This window comes from Vibrio sp. A2-1, assembly GCF_021728355.1.
In the GTDB taxonomy this organism is placed as follows: domain Bacteria; phylum Pseudomonadota; class Gammaproteobacteria; order Enterobacterales; family Vibrionaceae; genus Vibrio; species Vibrio splendidus_K.
Genome location: NZ_JAKKCO010000004.1, coordinates 161,440 through 178,298 on the forward strand (window position 1 = coordinate 161,440; position 16,859 = coordinate 178,298).

General features: G+C 44.7%; 17 protein-coding genes, 1 tRNA gene and 1 other RNA gene. 7 read left to right on the forward strand and 12 right to left on the reverse strand.

What is annotated here, in order from left to right:
- Positions 1-48: 48 nt before the first annotated feature.
- From L3V33_RS15230 to L3V33_RS15240, 3 genes are all read right to left on the reverse strand, one after another.
- On the reverse strand, positions 49-378 hold the full coding sequence (locus tag L3V33_RS15230) for an AzlD domain-containing protein (RefSeq protein ID WP_016785726.1): 330 nt from the start codon (positions 376-378) through the stop codon (positions 49-51).
- Positions 375-1,109 carry an AzlC family ABC transporter permease gene (locus L3V33_RS15235; protein ID WP_016768487.1) on the reverse strand — a complete coding sequence of 245 codons (735 nt, stop codon included), beginning with the start codon at positions 1,107-1,109 and terminating at the stop codon, positions 375-377. Before L3V33_RS15235 ends, L3V33_RS15230 begins: the two co-directional genes overlap by 4 nt.
- A 107-nt stretch (positions 1,110-1,216) precedes the next feature.
- Positions 1,217-2,050, reverse strand: a complete 834-nt coding sequence (locus L3V33_RS15240) for an AraC family transcriptional regulator (protein WP_237290759.1) — start codon at positions 2,048-2,050, stop codon at positions 1,217-1,219.
- A 238-nt stretch (positions 2,051-2,288) separates the two neighbouring features.
- On the opposite strand from L3V33_RS15240, the gene L3V33_RS15245 reads away from it, so the two are divergent.
- Both L3V33_RS15245 and L3V33_RS15250 read left to right on the forward strand, forming a co-directional pair.
- A complete protein-coding gene (locus L3V33_RS15245; protein WP_017073553.1) occupies positions 2,289-2,627 on the forward strand; it encodes a hypothetical protein in 339 nt (112 codons plus the stop codon).
- Positions 2,628-2,806: 179 nt separating this feature from the next.
- Positions 2,807-3,568: a transporter substrate-binding domain-containing protein gene (locus tag L3V33_RS15250; protein ID WP_145563508.1), complete on the forward strand. Its 762-nt coding sequence runs from the start codon at positions 2,807-2,809 to the stop codon at positions 3,566-3,568.
- A 109-nt stretch (positions 3,569-3,677) separates the two neighbouring features.
- Here L3V33_RS15250 and L3V33_RS15255 read toward each other — a convergent pair whose 3' ends face one another.
- Positions 3,678-4,607, reverse strand: a complete 930-nt coding sequence (locus tag L3V33_RS15255; protein WP_237290760.1) for a DMT family transporter — start codon at positions 4,605-4,607, stop codon at positions 3,678-3,680.
- Positions 4,608-4,823: 216 nt separating this feature from the next.
- Between L3V33_RS15255 and L3V33_RS15260 the strand changes: the two genes are divergently transcribed.
- Entirely contained in the window at positions 4,824-5,888 is a 1,065-nt protein-coding gene (locus tag L3V33_RS15260) for a methylated-DNA--[protein]-cysteine S-methyltransferase (RefSeq protein ID WP_237290761.1), read from the forward strand.
- 108 nt (positions 5,889-5,996) lie between these two features.
- Here the strand turns inward: L3V33_RS15260 and ffs are convergent.
- Together ffs and L3V33_RS15270 are read right to left on the reverse strand one after the other, a co-directional pair.
- Positions 5,997-6,093: signal recognition particle sRNA small type (gene ffs, locus L3V33_RS15265), an RNA gene on the reverse strand.
- A gap of 197 nt (positions 6,094-6,290) precedes the next feature.
- Positions 6,291-7,034 carry a hypothetical protein gene (locus L3V33_RS15270; protein WP_171309354.1) on the reverse strand — a complete coding sequence of 248 codons (744 nt, stop codon included), beginning with the start codon at positions 7,032-7,034 and terminating at the stop codon, positions 6,291-6,293.
- 51 nt (positions 7,035-7,085) lie between these two features.
- Between L3V33_RS15270 and L3V33_RS15275 the strand changes: the two genes are divergently transcribed.
- Positions 7,086-7,388 (forward strand): MGMT family protein, encoded by a 303-nt coding sequence (locus L3V33_RS15275; protein ID WP_017073557.1) that lies wholly within the window; start codon positions 7,086-7,088, stop codon positions 7,386-7,388.
- A gap of 92 nt (positions 7,389-7,480) precedes the next feature.
- Here L3V33_RS15275 and L3V33_RS15280 read toward each other — a convergent pair whose 3' ends face one another.
- Positions 7,481-7,921 carry a YbaY family lipoprotein gene (locus L3V33_RS15280; RefSeq protein ID WP_237290762.1) on the reverse strand — a complete coding sequence of 147 codons (441 nt, stop codon included), beginning with the start codon at positions 7,919-7,921 and terminating at the stop codon, positions 7,481-7,483.
- 168 nt (positions 7,922-8,089) lie between these two features.
- Here L3V33_RS15280 and tesB point away from each other — a divergent pair, with 168 nt between their 5' ends.
- Positions 8,090-8,950: an acyl-CoA thioesterase II gene (gene tesB / locus L3V33_RS15285; protein ID WP_145563503.1), complete on the forward strand. Its 861-nt coding sequence runs from the start codon at positions 8,090-8,092 to the stop codon at positions 8,948-8,950.
- Positions 8,951-9,108: 158 nt separating this feature from the next.
- On the opposite strand, the gene L3V33_RS15290 is transcribed toward tesB, so the two are convergent.
- Both L3V33_RS15290 and L3V33_RS15295 read right to left on the reverse strand, forming a co-directional pair.
- A complete protein-coding gene (locus L3V33_RS15290) occupies positions 9,109-9,774 on the reverse strand; it encodes a hypothetical protein (protein ID WP_237290763.1) in 666 nt (221 codons plus the stop codon).
- A 72-nt stretch (positions 9,775-9,846) separates the two neighbouring features.
- Positions 9,847-10,302, reverse strand: coding sequence for an Lrp/AsnC family transcriptional regulator (locus L3V33_RS15295; protein WP_017073561.1), 456 nt, complete (start codon positions 10,300-10,302; stop codon positions 9,847-9,849).
- Between the two features lie 147 nt (positions 10,303-10,449).
- On the opposite strand from L3V33_RS15295, the gene L3V33_RS15300 reads away from it, so the two are divergent.
- A complete protein-coding gene (locus L3V33_RS15300) occupies positions 10,450-11,517 on the forward strand; it encodes a PLP-dependent cysteine synthase family protein (RefSeq protein WP_237290764.1) in 1,068 nt (355 codons plus the stop codon).
- Positions 11,518-11,646: 129 nt separating this feature from the next.
- Here the strand turns inward: L3V33_RS15300 and L3V33_RS15305 are convergent, their stop codons facing one another.
- The 3 genes from L3V33_RS15305 to L3V33_RS15315 all read right to left on the reverse strand — a co-directional run bounded on the left by L3V33_RS15305 (position 11,647) and on the right by L3V33_RS15315 (position 16,319).
- A complete protein-coding gene (locus L3V33_RS15305) occupies positions 11,647-11,967 on the reverse strand; it encodes a DUF1244 domain-containing protein (RefSeq protein ID WP_010439576.1) in 321 nt (106 codons plus the stop codon).
- A gap of 141 nt (positions 11,968-12,108) precedes the next feature.
- The gene (gene vexH / locus L3V33_RS15310; RefSeq protein WP_237290765.1) at positions 12,109-15,222 is read right to left on the reverse strand and encodes a vibriobactin export RND transporter permease subunit VexH; all 3,114 of its coding nucleotides are present in this window, start codon (positions 15,220-15,222) and stop codon (positions 12,109-12,111) included.
- The gene (locus L3V33_RS15315; RefSeq protein ID WP_237290766.1) at positions 15,222-16,319 is read right to left on the reverse strand and encodes an efflux RND transporter periplasmic adaptor subunit; all 1,098 of its coding nucleotides are present in this window, start codon (positions 16,317-16,319) and stop codon (positions 15,222-15,224) included. The genes vexH and L3V33_RS15315 overlap by 1 nt, the downstream gene beginning before the upstream one ends.
- Before the next feature lie 389 nt (positions 16,320-16,708).
- On the opposite strand from L3V33_RS15315, the gene L3V33_RS15320 reads away from it, so the two are divergent.
- Positions 16,709-16,793: transfer RNA gene (locus L3V33_RS15320), tRNA-Tyr, on the forward strand.
- Positions 16,794-16,859 lie beyond the last annotated feature (66 nt).

The window sequence follows — 16,859 nt, forward strand, 5'->3', positions numbered from 1 at the left end:
CTATACAGCCCTTAAATCATGGGAGAAACATAAAACCTAAGTAGAAGCTCAAGAGAAAAGGTAATCAACCGCGACTAGGTTATAGAACAAAAACACGGCCATACTGACTCCAATCGTTAACAGCACATTGCCTGTTTTCCATATCAACAACCCAGTCACAAGAGCACCGATCAAATATGGATTTTCGAGGCTTGGCCAGAATGATTGCTCAGGAGCGAATACAATCGGCCCCCAAATAGCCGTTAATACCGCAGGGCTTGAATAACGTAGTAGACGCCTCGCTGTACTATTTAGTCGAAGAGGAATTGTAGGTTCTAGAAACACATATCGACTGAAAAAAACAATCGCTGTCATGAGTACGATCGATAACCAAATCATGCAGACTCTCCTTCATTGGCTTGTTTCTGACCGTTGTTACGTTCAACAAATGATTCACTAATGAAGCCCGCCAACATACCTGAAATCGCAGCAATCATCAGCCCTCCTTCAACCTGATTGACCGCCATTGCCACAGAGGTCACCAATGACACCACAACACACACCACCGTTGGCAGTGTTCGAATCAAAGGAAAAACCAAAGCAATGAAAGTTGCGGCGACCGCGAAATCGAGGCCAATTTCGTTAAGTGATGGAATTTGACTACCTGCGACAATGCCGACAAAGCTGGCAATATTCCAAACGAGGTAAAAGCCGCCACCCACGCCCGCGGCATACCAACGATTAAACTCTTGTTGGGATTGCCCACTGCAAATCGCGAACAGTTCATCAGTGAGCCAAAAACCAAGCAATAAACGCCAACGAGCTGGCAGATGACTAATTTTGTCACGCATAGAGACACTATAAAGAAAGTGTCTTGACGTAATAAACAGCGTGGTTAACAACATAGTCCCTAAACCAATGCCCGCTTTAAACATACCCGCAGCCACCAGTTGAGCTGAACCTGCAAATAAAATGGCAGACATAGCCTGAGCTTGAAGCTGATTCAGTCCAGCATCTATCGCATACGAGCCCGCTAATATGCCCCACGGTATGACGGCAATACTTAACGGCATCGCTGCCATAACGCCTTTCCATAACTGCGTACGTTTATCCATTGTGTTGTTATCCATATTTTCCTAGTTCTCGTTACATTGGTTTTCCACTGTAAAAGAGCACTCACTTATTCGATTGTACAAATTTGCTTTATCGCCAAAGCACAAAGTTAAAAGCGATCAGATCAGCGCATCTTAATATACTGACCTGGGGTGTAACCGTTGGCTTTCTTAAAATGTCGATGAAAATGGCTTTGATCGTGAAAGCCACACTCTTGAGCAGTGTCCGAGATCGAATGCCCTTGCTTTAGCAACTTACGCGAAAGCCTGAGTCGAGATTGAATTTGATATGCATGTGGCGGAAGACCAAATTCTTTTTGAAAGGAGCGCACCAAGTGAAATGGGCTTAAAGTCGCAAGCTTCGACAATTCTTCCAATGACACATCCGCTTGTGGAAAATCGTCTAAAAACTCTTTCACTAGAACAAGTTGGCGTTGAGTTTTCCCATCTAACAGAGGCTTAAGGCTCGACTTCCCATGTCGGCTAATCAGTTTAACCAACATCCCGTACATCAAGGTTTCTCTTAGCAGGCGATTATCTGATTCATCAATCGTGTTGAAAACTAATCTGAGTTGATTGGCGAGTTCAGGATCTTCAACCACCGCTCTAGGGAAGTAAGGAGCCCCGTAATTCGGCAGATTGAGTTCCTGCGTGATTTTGGCAAGTTGTTCTGGCAGCGGATACATTGCACGATACGCCCAACCACCTTCGGTAGCAGAATGACCGCTATGAACTTCATCAGCGTTAACCAGAATGATGGCATCTTGAGGCGCGACATGATGCCCTCCCGTTCGATAGAAGCGCTGAGCACCCTGCTCAATCACACCGAGAGTGTAACCTTCATGGCTGTGACGTGAGAAGTTCTGCTTTTCATATTCTGCATTGAGGATTTCAAGGCCACCGAGTTCTTCTGTGATCTTGTATTCGGCTTTCTCTTTAGAACGCTTTTTGTTATCCATAACCATCCCCAAGCCTTTTAATTATCGAGCGACTTATCAGTCTACTCTATAGGCTCTTACAACTTTTGTACAAAATTGCGCATTTGGTCGTTAATACCGTTTTTGGTCGTAGACTTAATAACGCTTTCTAACTGGGAGGAAAGTCTTGGTCTATAACTAGTTGGCGAGAAATTGACAAATTAGTGTGGCAATCATGGCAATACTCTCTTCTAATCATCGGCAACAGACCTGATACACCATGAAAAATACGCTAATCCTTTTCTTTTTCCTGAGCCTAACTGGCTGCACACACAATCAATCCAAAGCTTTAAGTATGAACTCCTCGTCAGTCAATACGTATCCTCAATCGATGTCGAACCTGCAACTGTGCGACACCTTGTATTACGGGCGCTCAAGCAACCAAACACTCGCAGCGATTGGCAGTGAGTTTAATCGCCGAGGGCTGTCAAAAAGTTGGTGTGATATAGAAACCAACAAGCTCTACTTAACAAAGACAATTGATTGGGTTGCTGAACAAGTAGAAGACAAAGAAGATTCAGACGAAGAAGCGTCTGCTGTTGTGTTGCCTGCGAATTGAGAGGTTAGGTAATTTAAACTCAACTTAATACACAAACAACACTTGGAAGAAAGCTAGAACAAACAGGTTGTTATGCATGCCTTTGCTCACATCAATATGTATTCGCTATGTATTCATATTGAAAAATGTTAACAAGTAGTTAATTATCAGTATCCATTATTACTATAAGGAAATAACAAATGAAATGGATACTTGTTGCATTCGTCAGTGTTTTCTCTGTGTTCACGTACGCTAAAGATTGGAAACAAATTCGCTTTACTGTTGAAGGGGCTTACCCACCATTCAGCTGGACAACGCAGGACGGTGAATTAGAGGGATTTGAAGTCGATTTAGCCAACGCGCTTTGTATCGAATTAGGGGTAAAGTGCATCATCTCCAAAACAGATTGGGACGGTATTATCCCTTCGCTCTTGAGTCGTAAGAACGATGCGATAATTGCAGCTATGACGATTACCGAAGAGCGTGAAAAGAAAGTTAACTTCACCATCCCATACGCCAAAGTCCCTACTCGTTTCGTGATGAAGAAAGATCGAGAGATCAATATGAATGACGACAGCTTGAATGACCTAACTATCGGGGTTCAACGTGCAACCATTGGTGATAAGTACCTTTCTGAGATTTACCCTGATGTAGACATTAAACGTTACGGTTCATTCGATGAAGCCTTTACTGATTTACTCAACGGCCGTCTTGATTCTGTATTTGGTGGTTCAATGGGTCTCAATGCAGGCTTTCTCGAAACAGAACAAGGTAAGGACTATCACTTTACAGGTCCTAAATTTACAGAAGAGAAGTGGTTTGGTCGTGGGATTGGTGTGGCGGTACGAAAACAAGACAATGAACTGAAAGATCTTATTGATGACGGTATCCAACGCTTGATCGACAATGGTCAGCATCAAAAGATAGCGAGTAAGTATTTTTCATACAGTATTTACGACTAACACAATGCCTTTCAAATATTGCTGACTGCGATTGTTTGTCTTTTGATTATAAACACAGCAATATTTTTTAACTAATGATGGCAAGGTCAACCGTGCCTTGCCCATTTAACTAAACTCGAGTCTTTGCCAGTTTAAGACGGCGCCACAATCTTCCATCGATGGCCGACAAGCCAATAGCGATCAACAACATGCCAACAAAGTGAATAACTTCTAACGACTCATTGAGGAACAGAGAACCAAGCAAGATGGCGGAAACAGGCACTAACAAGGTAACGAGTAAAACATTGGTCGCCCCTGCCAGTTCTAGAATTTTAAAGTACAGAACATAAGCGACCGCTGTCGATAAAACTGCAAGCCCAGCGATAGCCGCCCATGTATCTCCACTCATTGCTACAACATCAAGTGGGCCATCCACCATTAACGCAACAGGGGTTAAAACAATCGTTGATGCTGTTACTTGCCCTGCCGCTGTGATAATCGGATTGATCTCCATAGCTTTGAATCGACGACCGTACACTCCTGCAAAAGCGTATGACAAAGCAGCCGCGATGATTGCCAACTGAGCAATAAAACTGCCACCTCCGCTCAGAGCAGGCAACCCTATCATCACAACCACACCAACAAAACCAATGCCGACACCCACGAGTTTTAGCGGTGTTACACGCTCATCAGGTAATAGTATTCCTGCCACCACAACCGCGAAGATCGGTGTCGCTGCGTTTAGGATCGACGCTAGCCCAGACGCGATTTGAGTTTGCCCCCATACGATAAGCGCGAACGGGACGACATTATTAAGTAAACCCATTCCTAAAAAGGCCCCCCAAACACGCAACTCTTTAGGCGGGCGAAGCCCTATCATCAAAGCAATAATCCACAAAGTGATGGCAGCAATTCCCACTCTAAGCGCGACTATGGTTAACGGAGGAAGATCAGTAACCACAACACCAACGAAGAAGAACGATCCTCCCCATAGCATGGAAAGAACAATCAGCATTGCCCACACACGGGCATTCATTGAGATATTAATAGTCGATGTCATGGTTCAGTTCACTCTTGAGTAATTGGTATATGATCAATCTTAGCGACCCACAGAAATACAAAACATCCGATTTTTGCGTTATATCTATATTGTTCAATCCAAGAGCGATTGAACCTCAAGTGCTTATAATAAAATCAGTTAGCAAGAAACGGATGGAACCATCACCGAACATGCGGTTAGATAATGATAGACCAGTAATTAAGTAGAGATTAAGCCATGCCAATGCCACCAGAACTCGAAATGAGAAAAGCGATAGCCGTCAGAGACAAGTCTTTCGACGGGCAATTTTTCTATGGTGTTATCACTACGGGTGTTTATTGCTTGCCATCGTGTTCTGCGAGGCCTGCAAAACCTGAGAACTTGAGGTTCTTTGAAAGCATTGAAATGGCGATGTTGGCAGGCTTCAGGCCATGCAAACGCTGCCACCCTTTTCCGGGAAACTCTCGAGTGGCAAAATTGGTAGAAGTTGCACGCCACATTGAAGCGCACGCTGATGAGAAACTCACACTTTCTAGCTTAGGTGAAATTGCGGAATTATCTCCCTCACGATTACAAAGGCTGTTCAAGGAAGCATTCGGAGTGTCACCTAAAGCGTATCAAGATGCCGTTCGAATGCGTCACTTTAAGAGCTCTCTAAAACAAGGAGATGGCGTAACCGACGCCATCTACGCCTCTGGTTTTGGCTCAATTAGTCGTGTCTATGGAGAAGCAACTCGCAACATCGGTATGGCACCAAAAGCCTATCGAGCAGGAGGCGCTGGCGAAACAATCAATTATGCATGCCGCCAAACCTCACTCGGTTTCATGATGATGGCCGCGACCGATAAAGGCGTCTGTTTCGTGCAATTTGGTGACAATGAACAAGCACTATTAGAGCAATTGAGTAGCGAGTTCCCAAAAGCCGAACTGACAATTTCTGCGTCACTAGATACGCCCGAGTTGGATTTCTGGATAGAAGCACTCGATCAGCACATCAGTCAAGGCGCCCCAAGACCTGATTTGCCACTGGATATTCGAGGAACTGCATTTCAGATTAAGGTATGGCAGTTTTTATTGAGCATCAAAGAAGGCGATATTGTGAGCTACAGTGAAGTAGCTGGTGAGATCGACAAACCAAAAGCGGTTCGAGCGGTAGCATCAGCTTGTAGTAAAAACCGGATTGGCGTGCTGGTACCTTGCCATCGCGTTCTGAGAAGTAATGGGGAGCTAGGTGGATACCGTTGGGGATTGGAACGTAAACGCGCGTTATTAGATAAAGAGCGATTAGTACAAGACAAGTAAGCGCTAGAGTAGCTAATCAATAGACTTGAAGACGTTATTTAAAACTACAATTAAAAAGCTTCAGATAGCAAAAAGCCGCTCATTAAGAGCGGCTTTTTATATGGGTGGAAGCCCCAGCCACATCCCGGCACACACGTCGCCTGCTGCGGCTGCTCCCTTCCAGGCCTGACCGAGTTCACAAGTTAGTGTTGCGGGAGGACCAGAGCCTCCATAGATTCTTTTTCTAAGAGGCTTGCCTCAAAGAGTGATTGGATTATTAAGCATCGCAGCAACCATTGCAAGCTCTTCGACCCTATTTTTGAACAATTGCTGTCTAAGTGCTTATCCTTTATTCAAACCACTAGAAAATCGCAGGTAAATTCACCATTTACCTGCGTTCTAAGGGCTTGAGTTTCTGTGGTGCTAGATATCGATGTCTTCGTTATCTTCGGTGCGAAGGATGTAATCTGTCATCCATGCCGTGCCTAACAGGCACAACCAAACCACAAATACCGGGCTTGGAACCTCAATGCTTGGTGTAATCACCAGAGCAGCAAAACCGACCGTTGGTAATGTCCAACACAATAGCTTATTCCATCGGAAGGTTTTCAAACGCGTCAGTGTTTCCATCGATGCCATGATGCCCGTTACACACAAAGCAACCAAAGCGGCATAAGGTAAATCGGCTATCCATAATGGAAGTATCAAACCTAATGACCACCAGCTGTGTCGGCTGGCTGGCTTAAGATGATTTGCTGCCCACCAAATCACGATGATTGACAAGGTTTGTAGTGTGGTAACCCACGGAACGCCATCAAGCTTACCTGCTGATTGCGTGACCATAATCCCGACTTGTAGCGTTGCGACGATCAAGCCAGAAATAATCACGACCGACAAACTGCTGCGTTTTGAAAAGACCACCATAAGCAGTGGAAATAATACCCACACACTGACAGACAGCGTGATGGGTTGTAAAGGCAGGGTTAAACCATAGGCAGTCATGGATGCGAGCAAAGCTAACCCTGCGATGCCTCCCTGCGGTAAGATCCATAAAGCAGGAATAACCATTGCAAGTACTGGGATATCTCCCTCACTTAAACTGATTGCTCTCGCGCAAACAACCGCTAATAATGTGGTTATCAAGAACTGAAACGTTGAAAATACCATAGCCCTCTCCTTCTACCGATCCGTGGTATTAATGAACTAGGAACTTTTAGTATGGACCAATTTTTGCCCCAAATCTTTGCTGTGATTCACCAAATTCCATATGGGAAAGTAACAACTTATGGAGACATAGCACGTTTTTCAGGTTTTCCGGGCTATGCACGACATGTAGGTAGAGCATTAGGCAACTTGCCTGAAGGAAGTAAACTACCTTGGTATAGGGTGATTAACAGCAAAGGTGAGATCTCTTTGAAGGGTGATTCGTTTGATCGCCAAAAGAAGCATCTGGTCGAAGAAGGGGTTGAAGTGAGTGACGCAGGAAAGGTAAAACTCAGAATATACAAATGGCAGCCCTAGAGCTGCCATCAATTACATAACTAGTGAATAAGCTAATCAGCTAATCAGCTAATCAGCTAATCAAGATGCCTTGATATGGCATCCATTCCTAGTTAACGAACACCAACCAAGCGCAAGTCTGCTTGTTGCGTGTTTTCTACATCAGTAATTACAGACTTAATTGTGTCTGTTGTAAAACGTAACTTACCGTCGACATGAATCGTTGCGCGCATGTTGTAACGGTGGTTAGCTTGAATTTTGTTGTTGTCGTAGCTCAATTCGAATGCGAAAGGTACTTGCTTACCATCAGCTGTGAATTCTTGAGTCGCAATCACCGTTGATGGTGCGTCAGCAAGTGAAATATCTTCTATCGTTACGGTAATAATTGCATTCTCTGGCAATGCAATTCGTTCACGATAGCTTACTGTACCTGAAATCACTTGGGTATTCTCTGCAACGGCTTCTTGAGAAGCATTCGTTTCTGATGTTGCTTGGCAACCAACCAATAGGCCAAACGATAATAAAGACGTAATAAAAATTAGAGCCTTTTTCATATTCAATTTCTCTCAACATGTTTGTCGGAATCGACAAATCTACGGCCTAATTATAAGAGAGCTTTCATATTCTGTCTCGAAACCCTATGATTTATTGACAGATATTTGACTAAGCTAAATGATTAGCACACTAATCTGACACCCATTTTACGAAGAGGAATGCTGGCGATGAGTCAACCTTTACAAGAATTACTCAGTTTACTTCAGCTAGAAAAGCTGGAAGAAGGTTTATTCCGAGGGCAAAGTGAGAACCTAGGTCTTCCCCAGGTTTATGGCGGTCAGGTATTGGGACAAGCGCTTTCTGCGGCTCGCTATACCGTTCAAGACGACCGCAGTGTTCACTCGTTCCATAGTTACTTTCTGTACCCTGGTGATCCTGAAAAGCCAATTATTTACGATGTTGAAAACCTAAGAGATGGACGCAGCTTTAGCACACGTCGTGTTAAAGCAATTCAAAATGGCCGCCCTATTTTCTATCTCACAGCTTCTTATCATGGCGATGCTCCTGGCTTTGAACACCAAATTGCAATGCCTGATATTCCAGGGCCAGAGAACTTTGCATCAGAAACCGAGTTAGCGAGCCATATCGCTGAATTCTTACCAGAGAAGCTACGCAAAACCTTTTGTGGAGAAAAACCGATTGAGATGCGCCCTGTTACGGTCGTTAATCCACTAAACCCTAAAAAAGCCGAAGCGAAACAATACCTGTGGGTAAGAGCAAATGGTGCGTTGCCAAACAACCAGCTTATTCACCAATATTTGTTGGCATACGCGTCTGATTGGGGTTTCTTGGTGACAGCGCTTCACCCTCATGAAGTATCGATCATGACGCCAAACTTCCAAGTTGCGACGATTGACCACTCTATTTGGTTCCACCGTCCATTCAAAATGGATGAATGGCTGCTATATGCGATTGAAAGCCCGACCGCGGCCAACACTCGCGGCTTAGTACGTGGTGAGATTTACAACCAAAAAGGTGAGCTAGTCGCGACAGCCGTTCAAGAAGGTGTGATGCGCTTTACCAAGTAACGAGCAAACACTTTTTATAACTGTGAGCATTTTTTAAAAGCGACGTACATTTTTAGAAACGGCGAACAAGCGCGTTCAAACCCAAAAGGGGCTAGGTAGCATACCTAGCCCCTTTTTAGTAACGCTGACGAAAGAACGTCACACAAAAACAGTAAAGTCTATTCAACCTCTAACGTCGGCTCGAATTCACTTTTTACTCGCATTTTAATGCCATCTCCCGCGTCTCGCAGTAGATTAAATGGTGATAGCACCACCCCTTTCACCGCACCTTCTGCCGCTCCCTGAGCTAACTCTCTACTCTTATCGGCTAGCAAATTAGCTTGCACCAAAATATCAGGCACTTCAGCTCTAAGCATTTCGGATTCAGTGACAATCACTGGAATGGTTTGCTCTCGATAAGATTTACTTTCAGCGAGCATTGGCGGCATTACATCGACACGGTATCGTTTTAATTCTGTCAATGTTGGGGGAATAACATCGGTTCTTACTTGCTCTACTTCGGTTCGAACACTCTTAACTTCATCTAAGATAGCGGGGATTTTGCTATCGACCGATGAAACGGTTTGATTAACTTCATCGATGGTTTTACGGACATCTTCTACAGTATCCAACACCTGAGGAGCAAGCTCATTAACATGCTCAGCAAACGCCAAAAGCTCTTCCACTTTCAATCCCTTGGTGAGACCCGATAAGTCTTCAATAACTTGCGGATAAGTATCGACGATCTCCCCGACTTTATTGGTAAATGAATAGATGGTGTAGCCCAAGAAAAAAATGGCGACCGCTAATACCAACTGGATAGCGGTAGATACTTTTGCAAACATGAATAATCCTTTTCTTTATCGCAAAGGCGATGTCTAAACTGAAACGAGAGGTAGCATAAGATTAGGTTGAGCTTAAAGCGGCAACGCTGTCGTGTACTTCAGTGGTTCCATCGCAAAAGTCGACGTCACATTAGATATACCATCAATGCTATTCACTAAGCGTTTGTAAAAGTCGTCAAAACACTTCATGTCTTTCACCTGAACCTTCATCATATAATCATACTCGCCCGCCATACGATAGAACTCCATCACTTCTGGAAATTCAGACACAGTATTAACAAAACGACCATACCACTCATGAGAATGATCACTGGTTTTAATCAATACGAACGCGGTAAAGGAAAGATCGAGCTTTTCAGGGTTCAACAACGCGACTCTTTTCTCAATAACTCCATTCTCTTCAAGTCGTTTAAGTCTTTTCCAACAAGGCGTGGTCGTCAGGTTGACCGCTTCAGATATGTCATTCAACGACAGCGTGCTGTCTTCTTGTAACAACCTTAATATCTTTTTATCTACGGCATCTATCACACTTTCACCAAATCAGTTTTAAAGAGAATAATTTTCTACAATTTAAGCAAAACAAAGGAAATATGGCAAAGTTTTTCTCCTTGGATATCGCTAAATTATAACCATACCAATTACAAAGAATTCCTACTTAGTCTCAGGAGAACGCCTATGTGTACTGACCATCAATGGATTAACAACGCGATTCGTAAAATTGAAGCCGATTACCAACGCTCAGCGGATACGCACCTGATCAAGCTCGATCTACCTAGCGTAGAAGGCATTGATATTTATCTTAAAGATGAAAGTACACACCCAACAGGCTCTTTGAAGCATCGTTTAGCGCGTTCCCTTTTCCTCTATGCGATTTGTAATGGTTGGGTTGGCCCAGAAACCACGATCATTGAATCGTCATCAGGCAGTACAGCGGTGTCTGAAGCGTACTTTGCTCGCCTGCTTGGCCTTCCGTTTATTGCGGTAATGCCAAAATGCACAGCGAAAAAGAAAATTGAACAGATTGAATTCTACGGCGGTCAAGCGCACCTTGTTGAGCGCTCTGACGAAATCTACGCAGAGTCTCGTCGTTTATCTGAAGAGTTGAATGGGCATTACATGGATCAATTTACTTACGCTGAGCGTGCAACCGACTGGCGTGGTAACAACAACATTGCCAACTCAATTTTCAATCAAATGCAGATGGAAGATCACCCAGTTCCAGCTTGGGTTGTAATGAGTCCAGGTACTGGTGGTACTTCAGCAACTATTGGCCGTTTCATTCGCTACCAACAACATGAAACTAAGCTTTGTGTTGTCGACCCTGAGAACTCTGTATTCCACGAATACTTCCAAACAGGCAATGCGAATGTGAAAGGCAGTACATTCAGCAAGATTGAAGGTATTGGTCGCCCACGAGCAGAGCCAAGCTTCATTCCCGGTGTGGTTGACGAAATGCGTAAAATCCCAGATGCCGCAAGTATTGCAACTACGCATTGGTTATCTGACATTCTTGGTCGCAAGGTTGGTGCATCAACCGGTACTAACATGTACGGTGTGCTTCAACTAGCCAGTGAAATGAAAGCACGCGGAGAGACAGGCTCTATCGTGACTTTGCTATGTGACAGCGGTGAGCGTTACCTAGACACTTACTTCAATGACGAGTGGGTAAATCTGAATATCGGTGACCTACAACCTTATGCAGCGAAGCTAGAAGCTTTCTCGCAAACAGGTGAGCTGGCTTAAGTTCGAAGTTAGCATTCAAAGCTAAGACAATGTACAAAATTAAAAAAGAGCCCTGATGGGCTCTTTTGCTATATGCGGTTTGTTCTAAGTGCTGCTTGATCTATAAATCGTTGCTGCTAAATCGACAAATTATTCTGGCTTCTGCTTCGCTTCAAACGCCGCTAGTTGCTCAGGTGTCGCTTTTGGTTGATGGTTTTGTTTCCACTCATCGTAAGTCATGCCGTATACGCGCTCACGAGCGTCATCGATATCCAAGTCTAGGCCTTGTTGCTCAGCTTCGGCTTTGTACCATTTACTGAAACAGTTGCGGCAGAAGCCCGCCAAGATCATTAGGTCGATGTTTTGCACATCTTTGTTGCTATCTAAATGTGCTAACAGGCGACGAAAGGTTGCTGCGTCTAGTTTGTCTTGTTCTTCTTGAGAAAGATCTTTGTATTTAAATTCAGCCACTTTACTTTCCTTTATTCGATTTATTGTATTAATTCGTTGAGCTCTGTTTGTTATACAAAAAAAGCCTGCCATTCGCTAGGAGCAAACGCAGGCTTTTCAATATTGTTACACTATTCCATGTTCATTAGCCGTGCGTGTTCATTAGCCGTGAGAGCTTCTTCCCACGTTATCGTGGCTCAGCTCTTTATTTAGAACCGCTTCCACATGACCTGGAGAACGTGTTGAGCCAGAAATCAGTCGATACATCGCAGGGATTACGAACAGAGTAACCAAAGTTGCAAAGCCCATACCAAAGAAGATAACCGTACCCACAGCCACTCGGCTTTCGTAACCCGCGCCCGTTGAAGTAATCAATGGGATTGCACCGGCTAGTGTGGTGAACGCCGTCATCAAGATTGGACGTAAACGTCGAGCCGAAGCATCAATGATCGCCTTTTCAAACTCAATGCCACGGTCACGAAGTTGGTTAGCAAACTCTACGATCAAGATACCGTTTTTGGTCACCATACCGATCAACATGATCATACCAATCTGGCTGTAGACGTTAAGCCCTTGATTCATCAACACCAAACCTAAGAAGCCACCAAAGATACCCATAGGTACGGTGAACATCACCACCAGCGGGTTAATGAAGCTTTCAAACTGCGCGGCCAGTACCAAGTACGCGACCAGCATCGCTAGCGCAAATACCACTAAGATACTTGATTGGTTCTCTTTAAAGTCTTTTGACTCGCCAGAATAGCTCACTGAGATATCGCCTGGTAACTGCTCAATCGCTTGTTCATCAAGGAAATCCAGAGCATCACCCAGCGTGTAACCTTCCATTAGGTTCGCTTTAATGGTCACCGATTTCTGCTTGTTGTAGTGCGATAAACGAATCGAGGATGCCACTTCTTCAATGTGCGTCAGCGTGTCGAGCGTAACTAGCTCGCCAGACTGAGTTCGCATGTAGATTTGGCTTAAGTCATTAGCGTTGTTAAAGCTGTTTTCATCACCACGAAGGTAAACATCGTACTCTTCACCACGATCAACGAACGTAGTTTCGCTGCGCCCGCCAAGCATGATTTCTAACGTATCTGAAATATCCGAAACGCTAACGCCTAACTCGGCTGCACGTTGCTTATCTACGGTTACCAATAACTCTGGTGTTTTCTCCGAGTAATCGATGTCCGCACCTTCCATCATTGGTGAATCTTCAGCCGCTTGTTTTAACAGTTCGCCCCATTTCTGAAGCTCAGAGTAATCAGAGCCACCCAGTACGAATTGCACAGGCTCACTTGAACCACCTTTAAAGCCCGGCATGAACGGGAATACACGTACATCAGGAATGCCATTTAAAGATTTACGAACTTCGTTCAACGCTTCCTGAGCGGTCTCTTCACGTTCATCCCAATCTTCTAGGATCATGATCACGAAGCCCGTTTGGTCACCGGCATTACCACCAAACGCTGGCGATTGGATGCTGAATGATTTTAAGAATCCTTGACCAAGCAGAGGCATTAGGCGCTCTTCAACGATGTCCATGTTAGCAGACATGCGGTTATAACTGGTTGCATCAGCGCCACGAACAAATGCAAATATAACACCGCGGTCTTCTTGCGGAGTCAGTTGTGACGGCACTTGTTGCATTAAACCGTAGCTACCGCCCATACACGCGATAATGATGATTGGAGCTGCCCAACGCCAATTCAAAGCACGACGCAGTACCGCTTTATATCCTGCCTCGAGCTTACCAAACACACGTTCTACAAATCGATTGAAGCGATTTGGTTTAACATTCGCTTTCAGGATCTTACTACCTAGAACCGGCGTTAACGTTAATGCTACGACAGACGAGAAGATCACTGACATCGCCAACAGTACCGAGAACTCCGTAAATAAGAGACCGACCATGCCATCCATGAACGAGATTGGTAGGAATACCATCACCAGTACTAGCGTGGTTGCGATTACCGCAAAGCCTACTTCACGCGTCCCTTTATAAGCCGCAAGCAATGGCGATTCACCACGTTCAATGTGATGGAAAATATTCTCAACCACCACGATGGCGTCATCGACCACCAAACCAATAGACAGGATCAGTGCCATCAAGGTGATTAGGTTAATAGAGAAACCAAAGTAGTAAGCCGCAATAAACGACGAAATCAGAGATACTGGAACGGTTACCGCTGGAATCAGCGTTGCACGCGCTTGACCTATGAAGACGTAAAGCACGAGGATAACTAAACCACCCGTAATAAAGAGTGTGCTGTAAACCTCTGAGATCGAACGATCGATAAAGACAGTTGAGTCATAGTCGACCGCCAGTCGAGTCCCGTCAGGCAGGAACTTCTGAATCGCCTCAACTTCTTTATGGACTAAGTCAGCAACCTCAAGTGGGTTGGCATCTGACTGAGGCACAATACCCATACTAACGTTAACAACGCCGTCACTCTTAAAGGTCGAGTTCTCGTTTTCTGCGCCAATGTACACATCCGCTACGTCTTTTAAGTAGATAGGTGTGTTATCAGAGGCACGTTTTACCACTAGGTATTCGAAATCTTCCGCTTCAGTGTAAGAACGAGCGGTACGAACCGACATCACAATCGCATCGTTACGTACTTCACCACCCGGGCTTTCAATGTTCTCACTTTTTAGCGCAGAAGTGATGTCCGAAGTAGTAACACCACGGCCAGCCATCTGAGCAGGTTTCAGCTTCACATACATTACTTTGTATAAGCCACCCGAGATATCCACCGAGCTCACACCAGAAATCAAACTAAAGCGGTCAATCAACACACGTTCGGTGTAGTCGGTTAACTGCGTTCGGTCCATCTCAGTCGAGCTTAAGTTAATGTAGACCGAGGCTTCACCACTACCATTGTTCTTATAAACAATGGGGTCGTCGGCTTCATCAGGCAATGATCGCTGAGCACGAGCGACCGCATCACGCACATCACTCACACCCGTATTGAGGTCGTAACCAAGCTCAAAGGTAATAGTGATACGCGACATGCCGTTACGCGTTGTGGATTCGATCTCATCGATGCCACTGATGCCGGATAACTGATCTTCAAGGTTGGAGGTTATTTGGCTTTCAATGATGGTGGCGGATGCACCTTCATAGCGAGTACTGATCGACACCACTGGGCTTTCGATGTCTGGCATCTCACGAACTGCGAGCTTATTGAAAGATACAATACCAAACACAACCAATAGTAGGCTCAATACGACGGCCGCTACTGGTCTCTTTACAGAAACATCAGATAACAACATTAGTTAGCGCCTTCTTGTGTTGCTGCATTTCCATCAAGATTAGCGGTATCGCCCTCAAGCTTAGCGGGACGATTAACGGCTAACTCTTGAACCAAAACACCGTCGCGCATGTTAACGATACCTTGCACCACGATCTTCTGACCAATCTCGATGCCTTTATCAATCACGACTTCGTTATCGATACGCGCACCCAAGAACACTTCTGTTCGAGTTGCCTTGTTATCCTCGCCAATCACATAAACAAAACGCTTCGTACCTGAGTACTCCAACGCTTGAACAGGGATAATCGGAGCTTCGACTGGTGGGAAGTCCATATCCGCGGCCACTAACATGCCCGGCTTTAAGTAATCATTGTTGTTATCGAAATGAATTCGAACTCGCAGGTTCAAAGTTTCAGCGTTGATACGGGAATCGATACCAACCACTGTGCCAGTGAACTGAGTATCGCCCCATGCACTGGTGCGAGCCGTTACTGTCATGCCTTTAGAAAGTTTAGAAAGGTAGCGCTCAGGAATTTGAAGGTCTAACTGCATCACAGACAAGTCATCTAAAGTCACGAGCTCAGTGCCTGATGTCACCATTTTACCTCGGCTAAAGTCGATAAAGCCTACGGTGCCAGAGAAAGGTGCGCTAATGTGTAGATCTTTAAGGTTGGCATTCGCAGCAGCTAAACGTGCATTGGCAATTTCAACGTTGGTTTTCTGAGCGTCAATTTCAGTTTGCGTAATCGCATTACGTTTCACTAGTCGTTGGAACTCCGCTAGCTTACGTTTTTCGTCTTTTAGGTACGCTTGAGCCTCTGCAACCGCGGCCTTGGCTTTGTCATCATCTAATTGAACCAACATCTGCCCTTTAGTGACGTCTTGGTTGGCTTTGATGTTGATAGAGTCAACTCTACCAGCCACTTCAGAAGTAATGATCACAGATTGTTCGGCTTCTAACTTACCGACCAAAGAAAGAGACTGGCTAACTTGGTGAATATCAACCTGCTCAGTAACAACAGTAACAGTACTTGGGCCCATGCGTTTTGCGAGTGCGGCTGGAGACGCCATAAGAATCGACAAGCTAAGCAGGGTTAAAACAGATTTATGCTTCATAATAATGGTCTGCAAGTAAGATTTATTATCTATAAATGAAATTAACCGTATTCTATCAACTGATGAATGCTGTAACGTCAAGAAGTGTAAATCTAGGTTAAATTCCATTTACGTTTCTTCGCCAATAACACAAACCAAACACAATACAGAAAGCCAGTTACCTCAAGGTGTTACCTGTCACTACGTAAACCTGAGCGTAGGTGTTCACTTCACGAGCAATATGCATACTTTTCGCCATCTTTGCCCAAAAAGGCAGCATTTAACACAAAACCATAAGAAAAACTCTTTACAGGTTTAACGTGTTTGCTATGATGCGCTCCGCACTTGAGAGATGCGTTGGGAAAAACATCTCTTTAGCCTATCCATTATGAGATAGGAAAAAACACCCTGGAGGGGTTCCCGAGTGGCCAAAGGGAGCAGACTGTAAATCTGCCGGCTCCGCCTTCGATGGTTCGAATCCGTCTCCCTCCACCATATTCTTCTTACCTCTTTTAAGAGTTAAGAGAACAACCTGATTGATGGGCTTATGGGAAAACATCA

Bases quoted from the DNA above. Each gene is read 5' to 3' on its own strand.
- L3V33_RS15230 (WP_016785726.1), bottom strand. From the start codon at position 378: ATGATTTGGTTATCGATCGTACTCATGACAGCGATTGTTTTTTTCAGT.
- L3V33_RS15235 (WP_016768487.1), bottom strand. From the start codon at position 1,109: ATGGATAACAACACAATGGATAAACGTACGCAGTTATGGAAAGGCGTT.
- L3V33_RS15240 (WP_237290759.1), bottom strand. From the start codon at position 2,050: ATGGATAACAAAAAGCGTTCTAAAGAGAAAGCCGAATACAAGATCACA.
- L3V33_RS15245 (WP_017073553.1), top strand. From the start codon at position 2,289: ATGAAAAATACGCTAATCCTTTTCTTTTTCCTGAGCCTAACTGGCTGC.
- L3V33_RS15250 (WP_145563508.1), top strand. From the start codon at position 2,807: ATGAAATGGATACTTGTTGCATTCGTCAGTGTTTTCTCTGTGTTCACG.
- L3V33_RS15255 (WP_237290760.1), bottom strand. From the start codon at position 4,607: ATGACATCGACTATTAATATCTCAATGAATGCCCGTGTGTGGGCAATG.
- L3V33_RS15260 (WP_237290761.1), top strand. From the start codon at position 4,824: ATGCCAATGCCACCAGAACTCGAAATGAGAAAAGCGATAGCCGTCAGA.
- L3V33_RS15270 (WP_171309354.1), bottom strand. From the start codon at position 7,034: ATGGTATTTTCAACGTTTCAGTTCTTGATAACCACATTATTAGCGGTT.
- L3V33_RS15275 (WP_017073557.1), top strand. From the start codon at position 7,086: ATGGACCAATTTTTGCCCCAAATCTTTGCTGTGATTCACCAAATTCCA.
- L3V33_RS15280 (WP_237290762.1), bottom strand. From the start codon at position 7,921: ATGAAAAAGGCTCTAATTTTTATTACGTCTTTATTATCGTTTGGCCTA.
- tesB (WP_145563503.1), top strand. From the start codon at position 8,090: ATGAGTCAACCTTTACAAGAATTACTCAGTTTACTTCAGCTAGAAAAG.
- L3V33_RS15290 (WP_237290763.1), bottom strand. From the start codon at position 9,774: ATGTTTGCAAAAGTATCTACCGCTATCCAGTTGGTATTAGCGGTCGCC.
- L3V33_RS15300 (WP_237290764.1), top strand. From the start codon at position 10,450: ATGTGTACTGACCATCAATGGATTAACAACGCGATTCGTAAAATTGAA.
- vexH (WP_237290765.1), bottom strand. From the start codon at position 15,222: ATGTTGTTATCTGATGTTTCTGTAAAGAGACCAGTAGCGGCCGTCGTA.
- L3V33_RS15315 (WP_237290766.1), bottom strand. From the start codon at position 16,319: ATGAAGCATAAATCTGTTTTAACCCTGCTTAGCTTGTCGATTCTTATG.